The organism is Caulobacter segnis (genome assembly GCF_031454995.1).
GTDB classification, from domain to species: Bacteria; Pseudomonadota; Alphaproteobacteria; order Caulobacterales; family Caulobacteraceae; genus Caulobacter; species Caulobacter segnis_E.
This window is the reverse complement of record NZ_JAVDRV010000001.1, coordinates 832,745-846,594: the sequence shown is the minus strand read 5'-3', so window position 1 is coordinate 846,594 and position 13,850 is coordinate 832,745. Positions and strand designations below refer to the sequence as shown.

The 13,850-nt window shown below is 68.7% G+C and carries 17 protein-coding genes; 5 read left to right on the top strand and 12 right to left on the bottom strand.

The features are described from left to right. Positions 1 to 33 precede the first annotated feature (33 nt). The 3 genes from J2728_RS03860 (at position 34) to J2728_RS03850 (ending at position 1,111) form a co-directional block, all read left to right on the top strand. Positions 34 to 516 carry an Hsp20 family protein gene (locus J2728_RS03860; RefSeq protein ID WP_309996588.1) on the top strand — a complete coding sequence of 161 codons (483 nt, stop codon included), beginning with the start codon at positions 34 to 36 and terminating at the stop codon, positions 514 to 516. A 10-nt stretch (positions 517 to 526) separates the two neighbouring features. Then, complete coding sequence (locus J2728_RS03855) at positions 527 to 790, top strand: hypothetical protein (RefSeq protein WP_309996586.1); 264 nt, start codon at positions 527 to 529, stop codon at positions 788 to 790. Between the two features lie 69 nt (positions 791 to 859). Continuing rightward, complete coding sequence (locus J2728_RS03850; RefSeq protein WP_309997577.1) at positions 860 to 1,111, top strand: hypothetical protein; 252 nt, start codon at positions 860 to 862, stop codon at positions 1,109 to 1,111. Positions 1,112 to 1,116: 5 nt separating this feature from the next. Here J2728_RS03850 and J2728_RS03845 read toward each other — a convergent pair whose 3' ends face one another. Continuing rightward, the gene (locus tag J2728_RS03845; protein ID WP_309996583.1) at positions 1,117 to 1,479 is read right to left on the bottom strand and encodes a CZB domain-containing protein; all 363 of its coding nucleotides are present in this window, start codon (positions 1,477 to 1,479) and stop codon (positions 1,117 to 1,119) included. A 739-nt stretch (positions 1,480 to 2,218) separates the two neighbouring features. On the opposite strand from J2728_RS03845, the gene J2728_RS03840 reads away from it, so the two are divergent. After that, a complete protein-coding gene (locus tag J2728_RS03840) occupies positions 2,219 to 2,914 on the top strand; it encodes a hypothetical protein (protein WP_309996580.1) in 696 nt (231 codons plus the stop codon). Positions 2,915 to 3,142: 228 nt separating this feature from the next. Here J2728_RS03840 and J2728_RS03835 read toward each other — a convergent pair whose 3' ends face one another. Together J2728_RS03835 and J2728_RS03830 are read right to left on the bottom strand one after the other, a co-directional pair. After that, positions 3,143 to 3,673 carry a DUF4303 domain-containing protein gene (locus tag J2728_RS03835; protein ID WP_309996578.1) on the bottom strand — a complete coding sequence of 177 codons (531 nt, stop codon included), beginning with the start codon at positions 3,671 to 3,673 and terminating at the stop codon, positions 3,143 to 3,145. 138 nt (positions 3,674 to 3,811) lie between these two features. Beyond that, on the bottom strand, positions 3,812 to 4,726 hold the full coding sequence (locus J2728_RS03830) for a HEPN domain-containing protein (RefSeq protein WP_309996575.1): 915 nt from the start codon (positions 4,724 to 4,726) through the stop codon (positions 3,812 to 3,814). A 137-nt stretch (positions 4,727 to 4,863) separates the two neighbouring features. On the opposite strand from J2728_RS03830, the gene J2728_RS03825 reads away from it, so the two are divergent. Next, complete coding sequence (locus J2728_RS03825; protein WP_309996572.1) at positions 4,864 to 5,820, top strand: LysR family transcriptional regulator; 957 nt, start codon at positions 4,864 to 4,866, stop codon at positions 5,818 to 5,820. On the opposite strand, the gene J2728_RS03820 is transcribed toward J2728_RS03825, so the two are convergent. The 9 genes from J2728_RS03820 to J2728_RS03780 are packed head-to-tail and all read right to left on the bottom strand — an operon-like array spanning position 5,817 to position 13,838. Continuing rightward, entirely contained in the window at positions 5,817 to 6,983 is a 1,167-nt protein-coding gene (locus J2728_RS03820; RefSeq protein WP_309996568.1) for a TraB/TrbI/VirB10 family type IV secretion system protein, read from the bottom strand. The genes J2728_RS03825 and J2728_RS03820 overlap by 4 nt on opposite strands. Beyond that, the gene (gene trbG, locus J2728_RS03815; RefSeq protein WP_309996566.1) at positions 6,980 to 7,840 is read right to left on the bottom strand and encodes a P-type conjugative transfer protein TrbG; all 861 of its coding nucleotides are present in this window, start codon (positions 7,838 to 7,840) and stop codon (positions 6,980 to 6,982) included. The genes J2728_RS03820 and trbG overlap by 4 nt, the downstream gene beginning before the upstream one ends. After that, positions 7,837 to 8,520 carry a conjugal transfer protein TrbF gene (gene trbF / locus J2728_RS03810; protein ID WP_309996563.1) on the bottom strand — a complete coding sequence of 228 codons (684 nt, stop codon included), beginning with the start codon at positions 8,518 to 8,520 and terminating at the stop codon, positions 7,837 to 7,839. Before trbF ends, trbG begins: the two co-directional genes overlap by 4 nt. A gap of 3 nt (positions 8,521 to 8,523) precedes the next feature. Further along, positions 8,524 to 9,789: a P-type conjugative transfer protein TrbL gene (gene trbL, locus J2728_RS03805; RefSeq protein ID WP_309996561.1), complete on the bottom strand. Its 1,266-nt coding sequence runs from the start codon at positions 9,787 to 9,789 to the stop codon at positions 8,524 to 8,526. Between the two features lies 1 nt (position 9,790). Beyond that, the gene (gene trbK-alt, locus J2728_RS03800; protein WP_309996558.1) at positions 9,791 to 10,045 is read right to left on the bottom strand and encodes a putative entry exclusion protein TrbK-alt; all 255 of its coding nucleotides are present in this window, start codon (positions 10,043 to 10,045) and stop codon (positions 9,791 to 9,793) included. Next, positions 10,042 to 10,791 carry a P-type conjugative transfer protein TrbJ gene (gene trbJ / locus J2728_RS03795; RefSeq protein WP_309996555.1) on the bottom strand — a complete coding sequence of 250 codons (750 nt, stop codon included), beginning with the start codon at positions 10,789 to 10,791 and terminating at the stop codon, positions 10,042 to 10,044. Before trbJ ends, trbK-alt begins: the two co-directional genes overlap by 4 nt. A gap of 1 nt (position 10,792) precedes the next feature. Further along, the gene (gene trbE / locus J2728_RS03790; RefSeq protein ID WP_309996553.1) at positions 10,793 to 13,213 is read right to left on the bottom strand and encodes a conjugal transfer protein TrbE; all 2,421 of its coding nucleotides are present in this window, start codon (positions 13,211 to 13,213) and stop codon (positions 10,793 to 10,795) included. Between the two features lie 5 nt (positions 13,214 to 13,218). Next, a complete protein-coding gene (locus J2728_RS03785) occupies positions 13,219 to 13,488 on the bottom strand; it encodes a VirB3 family type IV secretion system protein (RefSeq protein WP_309996550.1) in 270 nt (89 codons plus the stop codon). Next, positions 13,485 to 13,838 carry a TrbC/VirB2 family type IV secretion system protein gene (locus J2728_RS03780; RefSeq protein ID WP_309997576.1) on the bottom strand — a complete coding sequence of 118 codons (354 nt, stop codon included), beginning with the start codon at positions 13,836 to 13,838 and terminating at the stop codon, positions 13,485 to 13,487. Before J2728_RS03780 ends, J2728_RS03785 begins: the two co-directional genes overlap by 4 nt. Between the last annotated feature and the right edge of the window lie 12 nt (positions 13,839 to 13,850).

Genomic DNA, 13,850 nt, shown 5'->3' with positions numbered 1-13,850 from the left:
CCTCATGTCCAACTTGCTTGCGAGGAGATGGAAATGAGCAACGCGTTTGATTTCACCCCGCTTTATAGCTCGATGATCGGTGTCGATCGCATGGTCGATCTGGTCGAGACCGCGCTGCGCACCGAGGCTGGCGCCAGCTATCCGCCTTACGATATCGAGAAGACCGGCGAGGACAGCTACCGCATCTCGCTGGCGGTAGCAGGCTTTGCGCCGTCGGATATGGAAATCGTCGCAGAGCCCAACCTTTTGGTGATCAAGGGCAGAAAGACGACCAGCGAAGGGCAGGGCGCACGGACGTTCCTGCATCAGGGCCTCGCCCAGCGCGCGTTCGAGCGTCGGTTCGAACTCGCCGACTACGTGGTAGTGAAGGACGCCAGCCATGCCCATGGCGTCCTGTCGGTCGACCTCGCCCGGGAGGTGCCGGAAGCCTTGAAGCCGCGGCAAATTCCCATTGGGGTGGGCGGGGTCCAGCCAGCGCTGGATCTGAAGCCGGCCAAGGTCCGCAAAGCCGCCTAGGGAGCGCGCCATGCACACGGATGCACAATGGGCTGAGCGGCCGCGGTCCTGGCGATTGCGGCCTGCGGTCGGCTTTCTCCATCCGTTGGAAGTCGTCAAGGATCAGGAGCTCGACTCCACCGAAAAGCGCGAGATTTTGGCGGCGTGGGCCTCCGACGCGAGCGCGGTGGAACATCGGCCCAGTCAGAGATGGCTCTTGGGAACGCCCGCGCCGGTGGCGCTCAGCGAGGTCCTTTCCGCGCTGCGCCGCCTGGATCGAGACGCGTTCGCTTGAGTTGGGGCGGGCGGTCGGCCAGCGGAGGGCCGACCGCTATCGCCGCTAGTCAATCCTTAGTTCGTGACCATGCCTTGCTTTATCTTTGTCGAACCTTCCGATGGGAGCTGGATCGTTCGCGGCGACTTCAGCAACAGCCCCCAGGAATTCTCCACCGGCGCCCGCGCCGAGCAGGCCGCGCGTGACCTTGCTCATCAATTGGCCGATGCCGGCGAGCCGGTGGTTCTGGAAATCCGCCTGCGGGACGGCGCGCGCGCTGGCCGCTTCCTTTTCCCACCCTATTTGAGCTGGGCGGAAGCGGCGTTGACGCTGCGCGCCTAGCCTGCTTAGGCGGCGAGGGTGGTGGCCGTCGCTCGCATCCGACGCAGAGCCGCATTCAGGTCGGCGAGCGACAGAGCGAACGGTGATCCCGTGCGTAGCGCCTTCTGGGCCTCGGACCACTTCGCTCGATTGATCAGGTCGGCGATTGATGCGGCTTGCTGGTGGAATGCGCGATGGGTCTCGAGCAAGCCCAGGAAGGCGTGATGGCCGGCCCAACGCCTGGCGCCCTCGCCGTGCAACCAGCATCCTGTGGGGCAGAGTCTATCCGAGCGGAGGGCGTCGAGATTGATCGGATGGCGCTCGTTGATCGCCGCGGCGAGCGCTTCGCGGATTTGGGTGTGTTGGTGTGCTTGTTCCTGGAAATCCATGACCAAACCTCTCGGCTCAATCCAATTGCGGCGTTTTCGCGCAGGATGGTTTCCGACCGGTTTTCGCAGTGACGTTTTCCACAGTTTTGGCGGGTCGCGGGCCAGGGCCGCAACGGATCGCGAGACGAAATCGGCGCCGACGCTGGAAGTTGCCGTTCTCGGCTGGGCTCACAGGAGCGACAGGTCAAAAACCCGCGTTTCTCATCGCCGTCGCGCGTCGACGCAGCTCGGTTGCGACTTCATGGCCAGCGCCGCACCGCCATCGAAGGTGTTGGCCCCGTTATCGCATTCCCTTGCTATCCGATCGAGCTCGTCTGGTCCCGACGGCGCCATTTCCTCCAGAATTTCACCGACGATGAACTTCGCGTCAGTCGAGAGGTCGAAAGGCGCATTATCGGTGGGCTGGGTCGTAACTAATGAACAGTCGGTCTGGCCGGCTGCGACCCGCAGCCCCTCATTTAAGAGCGCCTCTAGCAACGTAAGAATATCGGCAAAGGGGTCGAAAGCGGCGTACGACGACGGCGGCCTGAACGTCGCGTTCCTGGAGGGGCTCCAACGTCAGGTCATGGCGCATTTCGTCCGCTGTTGTTGACAACCTCCAGCGCGCTGTCGTGATTGCGCCATGCTTGGATGGTTTCGCAGGAGGCAATCCATCAAACTCGTCTCGTTCGAGGAGGTTCGGCCTCGCACCTTCACTCCACTCCTGTGTGACGGGGTGACGGCTCATGGCCTTGCGACTTTGGCTGACCTGCTCGCCCAGCACGCCCGCCTGCAGGGCGAGAACCCTCGGGTTCGCGTCCTGGCGTCTCTCGATGATCTCGGCCAAGCCGGGTACACGTCAGGGCATTGCGTCGAAGCGCATGATCTTGACAGCGTCGCGGGTCACGACCTTTCGGGACTAAGCGCTGAAGTGTTCGAGAACGGCGAACACCGAGGCTATCTAAGTACGACCGCGGAGTTCCCGATACGCCTAGCCAATCTCGTCGAGCATGCACGAAGCGTGCAGTTGGCTCAGGTCTGCGGGCTGCTCGACTGGGAAGGTGACGGGGCCGACCTCGTCACGATCAACCGAGACCCCGATGCCGCTCTTGAAATTGACCGAGAAGCGAAGGTTCTCTTTCAGTTTGTCCCGGTTGAGCACGCTGCGGCCACCATAGCTGCGTTTCCCAACGGCTACTTCGCTTCTGATCTCAATCCGATGCAGAATTACGTTTTGGCCCAGCATCTTGAAGCTCGGTATCGCCTCGCGCTGTTTGGCGTTGGCTCTCGCTTCCTTGGATTCCGTCGATCCGACCCGTTGGGCGAAGACGACGCGTGCGCCCTCGCGACCGAACTCGGCGCCCTTTATACCGACACGCCTAGGGGCGCGGCGGACGCGTTGGCGCGACTGGTGGTGGGCCGTGATTGGCTCCTGATCCGCTACACTGCGGGCTAAACGCCGCCGTCACGCTGAAGGCCGCAGTCTTGATCCTGACCAGCAGTTTTCGCCCGAGCGCATCGTGGGCGCCCAGCCGTTCGCCGTTTGGCCGATGGCCCAATTGGAATGGCTGCAGACCTTCTGCTCGGTATTTGCGCCGCATAGCTCGCGCTTCACCGCGGCGATTATCGTGAAACGTCCAGTTCCTGGAGGCGCGCCCACGGCAGCTCATGGCGCCACGCTGACTCAACCCGGACACTGGCCGAATTCAGCAGCGAGCGTTGACCGATTGAGGCGATGGATCGATTGCTGCTCGACGCTCTGGGCGGCCTCGCTATCGGAGATCGTCACGAACAATGTCACGCCTTCAAGCGTCTGCGCGCGCTCCACCCGCAGATGGGCCAAGGCGTCGATCATCGCGTGAATGAGATGGTCGAGATAGAGGTTGAAACCACCGTCCAAAGCGAGGCTTGCCGCGGTGAGGTCGCGATTGATGTCCGCGAAAGGCTCATTGCCAAAGCCCTCGTATCGCCACTCGGCGGGCGCCCAGCGCAGATAGGCCGCGTAGCCGGGGCTCATGTCCTCGATCTTCGCCTCGGAGGCGCGCTTCTCGGCATAGCCTTCCTCGGTATTCGCGCAGAAACTGACGCTCATGCCGTCATCCGCTGTCTGGAGGCAGACGGCATAGAGGCTTTGCCCCTCGAGTACGGCACTTAACATGTCGACGGCCGCCACCGTCGCCGCCCGAAGCTCCCCTGTTATGGCGACCCAATCCACGTCGGCTCCCTCCGATCGGGGAAGGCTACCATCATGGTCCCCGCCGACAAGCTGCCTCCCACGGGGTGGAGCGTGATCTCGTTTAGCCTGGGCGCTGAACGTTCGGTCCAGGCCATGCGGCAACGACAGCAAATGGCGCTAGGCGGCCGCCCGCTGAAGGGCCTCTATCCGCTCGCGCGCTATGGTCGCAAAGGCGGCCTGCAACCTCGACACCTGATCATCCATCCAGATCAGGTGATCGTCCGATATCTCGTAGAAGTCAGAATATCGCGCTTCGACGTAGGCGCGGCGGATCAGGTCGAACCCCTGACGCTCAAATTTGTTGCGGCCCGGCCAGATGCCGACCAACCGTTGGTCCATTGCCTCCGCACGGTCGCGCAGCAAGTTCAACCGGTGGGTCTTGGCGCTGTAAAGCGTGAGGGTAAGGATTAGCCCGTGATATGCGCGCTCTGCGGCTTGGTGGAGCAGGAAGGCAGCGTCATTCGCCATGCCTCTGGCGCGCGCGTCTTGAGACAGAATTCGCGAGTTTTCGGACCGCAGGGACCACTTCTCGAAGTAGCCCTTAGTTTCGGCGAAGGCGTCTCGGGCCGAGAGCGCCTCCGGCCGCACGAACGGAAATCCGGCTTCTTCGAAAAGCGTGATCCCGTCTCTCAGGATGTCCGTAAAAAAGTAGCGGCCGAGGCGCAGCTGCTCGTTCACGTCGTCGAGGCTGTGGACGATGAAATTGGGCTGGGTACGCAGGCGCTCACCAGAGGCCAGTTCCTTCAGGAGGGCTTCGTCAGGGCCGCCCCAGAACTTCTCAAGATCGGTCAGGTCCTCGTGGTTGACCACCACCAGGATGTCGTAGTCCGAGAAGTAGCGGCCCTTGGGATCCTCGACCCAGTCGCCGCGGGCATAGCTGCCGAACAGGATGATCTTCAGGAGCTTGCCGCTTCTGAACCGCGGCATGGTTCGGCGGCTGATGGCCTCGGCGAACCCGTCGCGGAGGGTCTGGACGACGAAATCCAGCTCCTTGCGTTTGGCGGCGGGAAGATGGTCGAGCGAGGTCTTCATGGGTCCGTTGGCGCGTAGCGGTTGCAGGTGGAGTCTAGGGCGTCGGGCGGTGTCGGCGCCACCGTTCGTTGCGCGGAGGCGTCAAATATTCCGCCTATATTCGCTCTATAGAGTGGTCGGGCGCGCCGGAGCGCGTCTTGCATGGCGATGCGGCCGGCGGGGCCGCGTCGCCTGGGCTCTTCGTGCCGCCGACCATGCCGGATCTCGTCGCTGCAAGCCTTGGCCAAGCCAGCGCCCGCGCGGGTGTCGGGCTTCACCAGCTTCGTTACGTGCTGGCCGCCGCCGAGCACGGCGGCTTCAGGCGAGCGGCTCGGCACCTAGGCGTCCAACAGTCGGCGGTGTCGCGGCGCATCCAGGAGCTGGAGGATCGGCTGGGCGCGCCGATCTTCGAGCGCGGACCCCACGGCGTGCGTCTGACGATCGCCGGCGAGGACTTTGTCCGCGGCGCCCAGGGCGCGGTCGGGGAGCTGGACCTGGCCGTCGATCGTGCGGCCGACGCGGCGCGCGGGGACCAGGCCATCTTGCGGGTCGGTGTGCTGGCGGGATTGGGCGGCGGCGTCCTTCAGGAACTCCTGCGAAAGCTGATCGAAGGCGAGGGCGGCCTAGCGGTTCAGATCGTTGAGGATGTGGCCCGCGGACTGGCCGCGCGCCTCGCCCACGGCCAGCTCGACGTCGCCTTCCTGCTGCAGGTCCCGGCGAGGCTGGAGACGCGGCTGGCCTGGCGCGAGCGCCTGCTTGTCGCGGCGCCGGTGGAGCATCGGCTGGCCGATCTGCGCTCCCTGTCCTGGGGTGAGCTTTCTGGCCATCGCCTGATCGTCGCCGGCTCGATCGGGGCTGTGATCGAAGAAGTGCGGGGCAGGCGAGCGGGACATGCTTCGTTGTCGGCCACTGATGCGGCGCCGACGCCGGCGAGCGTGGCCAGGCTGGTGGCCCTGGGTCAGGGCCTGGGTCTGGTCAACGAGGGCGACGCAGCTCGTGTCACGGGCGTGCTCTACCGGCCGTTGGCCCGAGCCTTCCTGACCTTCCATGCGGTATCGGGTCGACGGCCGGAAAAGCCGGTTCTTCGGCGTCTGATGGCGCTGCTGCCAGGCTAGTCGTCGAAGATGATGTCGCGGGTCACCAGGATGGTCAGCGGCAGGCCGGCCCGCAGGGTCAGCGTCGGCTGGACGTCGAGCTGCTTTCTGACGACCTGCTGGCCGGTCTGGTTGAAGGTATCCTGCACACCTTGGCGAAGCGCCCGGGCGATGTCGCTGTCCTCGCTTGAGCCAAGGCTTGCGCCGACGCCCAGGACGCTGGACAGCAAGGCCGCCTTGCCCATGGCACCCCAGTGGGCGTCGGTCTTGTCTGAGAGCCCCGAGCGGCCCGCGGTGTCCGCGCCGACCAGCCGGTCCAGCTGCAGGGAGCGGCCGTCCGGGAAGATCACGCGGTCCCAGGCCAACAGCACCCGCTTTTGGCCAAAGGCGACCTGGTTGTCATAGGACCCAATCAGCTTGGAGCCCTGCGGAATGAGGACGTGGCGGCCGGTCAGGCTGTCATGGACGTTGCGGGTCACCTGGGCGGCGATAGGGCCCGGCAAATTGGAGCTGACCGCCGTCACCAGGGCCGCCGGGATGATCGTCTGAGCCAGCAGCACATGGCGCCCCGCGGGCGGGGCGGGCTGGAACGCGCTCGTCGTGGGCGGCGCGTTGCGCTCGTCCAGGAAGGCGCGGCGGCTGTTTGACGACGTCGGAGCGGTGCCGGTCGGGGGAATTTGCGAGATCGGCGATAAGCCGATCGTTTGTGGGGCGGCCTGGGGCGGCGAGGCCGCCGATGCGAGGGGCGTGGCGCTCGCGGCCTTGCTGGCGGTGAAGACGCCGCTGCTCCGCGCGGCGGCCAGGGCTTGCCGGCGCGCGTCCGCGGCCGGGTCGGGCGCGGGGGCGCCCATCGGCGGCGTTGGCACCTCCTGGCCACGGGCCTGGGCCGACAGGATCGGCCGGCCAAGGTCTCCGGGCAACGGCGGGCCCAGTTTCGGGACCTCCGCATAAGTCCTTGGCCCGGTGACGATCGCTTGCGGCGTCTTGCCGTCAGTCTCGTCGGCCTTGATCACCACCGGCTTGGCGGCATGAGGCTGCAGCGCCAGGGCGAGCGCCGCGCCGAGACCGGCCGCGCCCAATCCCGCCAGGACCGCGATGGCGGGCCGCGAGAGGCGCGCGACCCGGGGCGGGGCGGCCCGCAGCCGGACGGTTTCCTGCGCCGTCGCCTTGTCCGCGGCGCTCATGGGGCGCGGGTCCCGATGCGCTCGATCCGGACCCGGCGGGATGATTTCTTGTCGCCCAGCCGGAGTTCTGCGCGGTCGAACAGGCGGTCGACGATGAGCTGGCGGCCTTCGACCCGGTAGTTGACCAGGCCGGCCTTGCCCGCGGCGTCGAGCACGAAGAGCGGCGGCAACTCACCTGCGCCCACCCCCTGCGCGAAGACGAGGTGGACCTTGGCGCCGTCGTCGAAGACCTGCTGGGGCCGCCAGCCGACCTTGTCGCCGAAGATGCGGTAGTCGAAGTTCAGCTTGGCCAGATCCGCGCCGGCCGCGGGCGGGGCAACGCTCGGCGGTTCGACCGGCCGCGGGATGGAGGGCCGCGCGATCGCGATCAGGGCGTCCTTTGGATATGTCCAGGCCACCGACGCCATGTAGGTGGCGGCGCCCGCCCGAAGCTCCAGATAGTAGGTGCGCCGATCGGTGTTGATGACGAGGTTCGTGGAAAGGTTGGCCAGGGTGGGCTTGACCAGGACATGGACGCGCTTGGCGGCGTCGAGGCCGCTCTCGGTGTCGCCGATCACCCAGCGCGCCGTGTCGCCAGCCGCGATCGGGCCTGCGCCCGCCAGTTGCTCGCCCGGCTCCAGCACGATGTCGGTGACCCGGCCGGGCGCCGTGTAGACCTGGTAGAGGCCGCCTTCGCTCCAGGAAAAGCGCTGCATCGCGCCCTGGAACGCGTCCAGGCGAGGCTGGACGCGCGCGGCGGCGTTGGCCGCCACGACCTGGGCCGGGGGCCGGCCGCTGAGCGCGGCGGCCGTGGTCGAGGCGGGCAGGGCGAAAAGGAGGAGCCCGGCGACGCCGGCTCCCTGGATGGAGCGGGTCACGGCGTCATCTCCTTGGACCAGTCGATCGCGTCGACATAGAGGTGGAGGGGGTTTTGCTTGAGGCGCTCGACCTTGTTGGTCGGGCGATCGACCAGGGTCAGGATCGCCGACCAGCGCTCGGTCGCGGCCAGGGCGCCGTTCTGGTAGTGGCGCTCGGTCCAGGTCACCCGGAAGCTGGTCGGCGAGGCGCGCAGTACGCTGGCCACGTCCACCGACACCTGCTCCTTGCCGACCCGCTCGCGCGGGTCGTTGAGCTTGCCGTAGGCGGTCAGGGCCGCGGCGCCGTTCTCGGTGGTGAACCGGTAGGCCGACAGCCAGTTTTGGGTCACCACCACCGGGTCGGAGGAGACCGAGCGGACCTCCTCGATGAAGCGCTGCAGCCGCGCGGCGATCACGAAGTCGCTGGGCTTGAAGTCGGCCGTGGCGGGCCCGACCGTGCGGGCCTCGCCGAACCGGTCGACCTCCACCACCCACGGCACGACATGGCCGCGCGCGCCTTGCCAGACCAGCGCCCCGGCCAGGGCCGCGATGACCCCGCCCTGGACGAGCGCAACGGCCCAGGCCCTGCGGCCGGTGACGGCCAGGCGGCCCTCGCGATCATCCCACACCTGCCTTGCCCGGCGATAGGGCGTGTCGGGTTCCGGCGTCGTCCCGTAGCGGATCTCGGGTCGTCGAAACATCGGTCAGGACTCCTCGGAAAGGTCGACGGACGCGCCGCCGCCCGATTGGCTCGACGAGGCGGCATGGCCCGCCGTGGTCGCGCCGTGGGCGATGGCCTGGCGCTGCTGGGCCCGCTTGGCCCAGGCCGGCTGAGCGGCGGAGGCCGCCTGACCCGTGGCCGGCGCGGACGGTTGCTCCGCGTCCGGCGAAACCTGTTGCTGACGTGCGGACTCGAACCGCTGACCCAGGGATTGGGCCATCTGCCGGAGCGGGCTGGCGACCGCGCCGCCGGCGGCCTTGGCCACGCCCATCGCCCCGCCGGCCTGGGCAGCGCCGACCGTGGCGCCGGCCAGGCTCGCGGCCCCGCGCGCGGCCCCGGCCGCAAGGCCCGCAGCGCCGCCAGCCGCCAGGCCCGCCAGGGCGCCGCCGGCTGCCAGGGCCCCGCCGGCGGCCGCGACGCTGCCGACCGCCGCGCCGGCCGACAACTGGGGTCCGCCCGAGACGAGGCCGCTGGCGATGCCGGGAGCGAAGAGGCCAAGGCCCAGGAGGCAGAGCGAGGCCAGGACCACGCTCAACGCCTCCTCGATGGTCGGGTCGGCGCCGGCGAAGCCGGCCGTGAATTGGGAAAAGAGCGTCGAGCCGATGCCCACCACCACGGCGAGCACCATCACCTTGACGCCCGAGGCCACCACGTTGCCCAGCACCCGCTCGGCGAGGAACGCGGTCTTGCCAAAGAGGCCCCACGGCATCAGCACGAAGCCGCACAGCGTCGTCAGCTTGAACTCGATCAGCGTCACGAAGAGCTGCACGGCCAGCACGAAGAAGCTCAGGACCACGATCAGCCAGGCGATCAGCAGCACGGCGATCTGGATGAAGTTCTCGAAGAAGGCCACGTAGCCCATCAGCCCGGAGATGCTCTCCAGGAGCGGGCGGCCCGCATCGATGCCGGCCTGGCCGACCCGGCCGGGGCGCAAGAGATCATCGACCGTGAAGCCAGTGCCCGACGCCTTGAGGCCCAGGCCCGCGAAGCTCTCGAAGATGATCCGCGCCAGCGTGTTCCAGTTGCCGATCAGATAGGCGAAGGCGCCGATGAACAGGGTCTTGCGGATCAGGCGGGCGACGACGTCCTCACCCTCGCCTAGGCTCCAGAACAGGGCCGCCAGGGTCACGTCGATGACGATCAGGGTGGTGGCGATGAACGCCACCTCGCCGCCGAGCAGGCCAAAGCCTGAGTCGATGTAAGTGGTGAAAACCCCCAGGAAGCGGTCGACGACACCGGGCCCCTCCATGTCAGCGCTCCGCCTTGGGCGCACCCAGGAAGCGCGCGCGGGCCTCGTCCCAAGCCTTCAGGCATTGCGGGTCCTGCGCGCCGGCCGCGCCGAGCGTCTGGCATCGCGCCAGTTGCGCATCGACGGGCCGCGGGGCTTGGATCGGCGCGGCGGCGGGCGCCGACGGCGCGGGGCGCCGGGCTTGCAGCGCCGCGACCAGGATCGCCAGGAGCGCGAAGCCGGCCGCCGCCAGCCGGAACGCCAGCGGCCCGCTCATGGCCGGTTGAACATCTTGGCCGCGCCAGGCTGGTAGCCGGCCCCGGGCGTCAGGAAGCGCTTAAGCTGCTCGCGCGCCTGGTCCTGCGCCGCCGCGCGCTGGGCCGCCTCGAGCGTCTGGGCGCGGCCCTGGGCCGCCAGCAGCACCAGGAGGTCCGACAGCTGCTGGGACTGCAGCGCCAGGAGCTGGTTGCCGGCCTGGGCGGCCTGGAGAGCGCCCGACGCCGACTGGCTGGCGGTGACCAACTGGCCCAGTTCGGCATTGGAGGCGTCCAGGTTGCCGACCACCCCGGCCTGGACCTTGAGGGCGTCCTGGAAGGCCGCGACGCTGTTGGTCCAGCGGGCCTTGGCGCCCTCGACCAGGCCCTGGTTGCTGGTCGACAGGTCGGCGGCGCGGTAGGCGCCCTTGAAGGCCGCGTCGATGTCGCTCACCCGCAGGGCCACGCCCTTGGCCTGGTCGATCAGGGCGCGGGTCTGGGCCAGTTGCGCCTGCAGGGTCTGCAGGGCCGAGAACGGCAGGGCCTGGAGGTTGCGCGCCTCGTTGACCAGCGACTGGGCCTGGTTCTGCAGCGCGGTGATCTGGTGATTGATCTGCTCGAGGGTGCGCGCGGCGGTCAGCAGGTTCTGGGCGTAGTTGGACGGGTCGAAGACCGTGAATTGGGCGTGGGCCGCGGTCGGGGCCAGCGGAAGGCTCAGGGCGAACGACGCAGCCGCGAGCAGCCGCCGCCGGGTGAGGCGGGAGGTCATGTCAGGACTCCAGGTCAAGGGTGGCGAGAAGGTCGGCGGCCCAGGGCAGGCCGCGCGCGCGCAGCCAGACGGCGGCGAAGTCGTCCGGCGCGGTGGCCAGAACCGCGTCGATCTGAGCCTGGTCGGCCTTGGAGGCTGCGGCGGCGAAGGCCAGCGCCACCTCGCCAAGCCCCAGGTCGAACAGGCGATCGCCGGCCGGAGATTGGCAGTAGTAGTCGCGCTTGGGCGTGGCCCTGGCGATGATCTCGACCTGCCGGGCGTTGAGGCCAAAGCGCTGGTAGATGGCCGCGATCTGGGGCTCGAGGGCGCGCGGGTTCGGAAGGAAGAGCCGCGTCGGGCAGCTCTCGATCAGGGCCGGGGCGATCGCGCTCTGCTGGATGTCGGCCAGTGACTGGGTGGCGAAGACGACGCTGGCGTTGCGCTTGCGCAGCGTCTTGAGCCACTCGCGAAGCTGGCCGGCGAACTGGGGATCATCCAGCGCCAGCCAGCCCTCGTCGACCATGACCAGGGTGGGACGGCCATCCAGCCGGTGCTCGATGCGGTGGAAGAGATAGGCCAGAACCGCGCCGGCCCCGGCCGTGTCCGTTCCCGAACCCATCAGGCCTTCGGTCTCGAAGGTCTCCAGGCAGGCGGTTTGCAAGGTCTCGCGCTCGCCATCCAGCAAGCGGCCCGAGGGGCCGCCGACAGCGTAGGGCCTCAGCGCCAGCTTCAGGGCGCTGTCTTGGAGGAGCGCGATCAGGCCGCTGATGGTGCGCTGCTCGATGGGGGCGCTGGCCAGGGCGCCCAGGGCCGACCACAGCCGCTCGCGGCCCTCGGGCGTGGGCCCCGCGCCGTGCCGGCCCAGAAGGGCCGACAGCCATTCGGCCGCCCAGCCGCGCTCGGCTGGGTCGTCGATCCGGGCCAGGGGCTGGAGCGAGGGCGCGGCGTCCCCGCCCAGGTCGTGAAACACCCCGCCCATGGCCAGGGTGGCCGCGCGGATCGAGCGGCCATGGTCGAAAGCGAAGATCTGGGCGTGGCGGTAGCGCCGAAACGACAGCGCCATCATGGCCAGGAGCACCGACTTGCCGGCCCCGGTCGGCCCCACGACCAGGGCGTGGCCGACATCGCCGACGTGCAGCGACAGGCGAAAGGGCGTCGAGCCGGCCGTGCGCGCGAGCAGCAGCGGCGGCGCAGCCAGGTGATCGTCGCGCTCGGGGCCGGCCCACACCGCTGAGAGCGGCAGCATGTGCGCCAGGTTCAGGGTCGAGACCGGCGGCTGGCGCACATTGGCGTAGACATGGCCAGGCTGGGTGCCCAGCCAGGCCTCGACGGCGTTGAGAGTTTCGGCCACGACCGTGAAATCGCGGCCCTGGATCGTCTTCTCGGCCAGGCGCAGTTTCTCGTTGGCCGCGCGGGGGTCCTCGTCCCAGACCACGACATTGGCGGTGACGAAGGCCTGGCCGACTTCGTCGGAGCCCAGGTCCTGCAGGGCCGCGTCGGCGTCGGCGGCCTTGTTGGCCGCGTCGGTGTCCACGAGAGTGGCGGCCTCGTTGGTCATCACCTCCTTGAGGATGGCGGCGACCGACTTGCGCTTGGCGAACCATTGCCGGCGGATGCGCGAGAGCAGGCGCACCGCATCGGTCTTGTCGAGCATCAGGGCCCGGGTCGACCAGCGGTAGGGGAAGGCCAGGCGGTTGAGGTCGTCCAGCAGGCCGGGGAAGGTGGCGGTCGGAAATCCCACGACGGTCAGGACACGCAGGTGCTGCTCGCCCAGGCGCGGCTCCAGCCCGCCGGTCAGGGGCGCGGTGGCCAGCAGGGCGTCCAGGTACATCGGCGTCTCGGGGACGCGGACGGCCTGGCGGGTGGTTGTGGCCGCCCCGTGCAGGAACGACAGGGTTTCAGCGTCGTCGAGCCAGGCCATCAGCGGCATGAACCCTTCGATCAGTTGCAGGACCCGGTCGGTGCGCTGGATGAAGCCCTCGGCCTGCTCCCAGGCGTCCAGGCCGCGCTCAGCCCGGCCCTCGATCATCAGGCCGCTGACCCGGGCGGCGTCCTCGGCCGGCGGGCGCCAGACAAAGGTCAGGAAATAACGGCTTTCGAAGTGCGCGCCGGCCTCGGCGAACTGCTCGCGACGCTCCAGGTCGACGAGGCCACTGGCCGCGTCGGGAAAGCGGGAGGCCGGATAGCCTGGCGCGGGATCGCGCCGCGCCTCGACGAACACCGCCCATCCTGATCCCAGGCGGCGCAGGGCGTTGTTCAGCCGGGCGGTGACCGCCACCAGCTCGCTGGGCGTGGCGCTGTCCAGGTCCGGTCCCCGGAAGCGCGCAGTGCGCTGCAGGCAGCCGTCCTTGTTGAGCACCACGCCCTTGGCCACCAGGGCGGCCCAGGGCAGGAAGTCGGCCAGGCGCGGGGTGGCGTCGACATAGGGCGAGAGGGCCATCATCGCCGTCAGGCCCGCAGGTAGGGCGGATAGCGCAGGTGGCGGCGCCCGACCTCGGCGAACTGCGGATCGTGCCGGGCCGCCCACACCGCCAGGGCGTGGCCGACCAGCCAGAGCGCCAGACCCACGAGCCAAAGCCGCAGGCCAAGGCCCACCGCCGCGGCCAGCGTGCCGTTGGCGATGGCCACGGTGCGCGGCGCGCCGCCCAGCAGGATCGGCTCGACCAGGGCCCGATGGACCGGCGCGAAATACCCTGGCGGCAGATCGAGGGCGGTCATGCGAGCCCGCCCGCGGCGGCCATGGCGATCAGCGCGCCGCCGCCGAACGAGAAGAACGACAGGAAGAAGCTGGAGGCGGCGAAGGCGATCGACAGGCCAAAGACGATCTGGATCAGCCGGCGAAAGCCGCCGGAGGTTTCGCCGAACGCCAGGGAAAGGCCGGTGACGATGATGACGATCACCGCCACGATCTTGGCCACCGGCCCCTCGATCGACTCCAGGATCGACTGCAGCGGGGCTTCCCACGGCATTGACGACCCAGCGGCCCACGCCGGCGCGGCGTAGAGGAGCGCGCCGGCCAGGAGGAGCCGCCGGCGCCAGCCGTCGGCGCGGGCTTGGATCAGGCGCATGCGCAAGCGGCC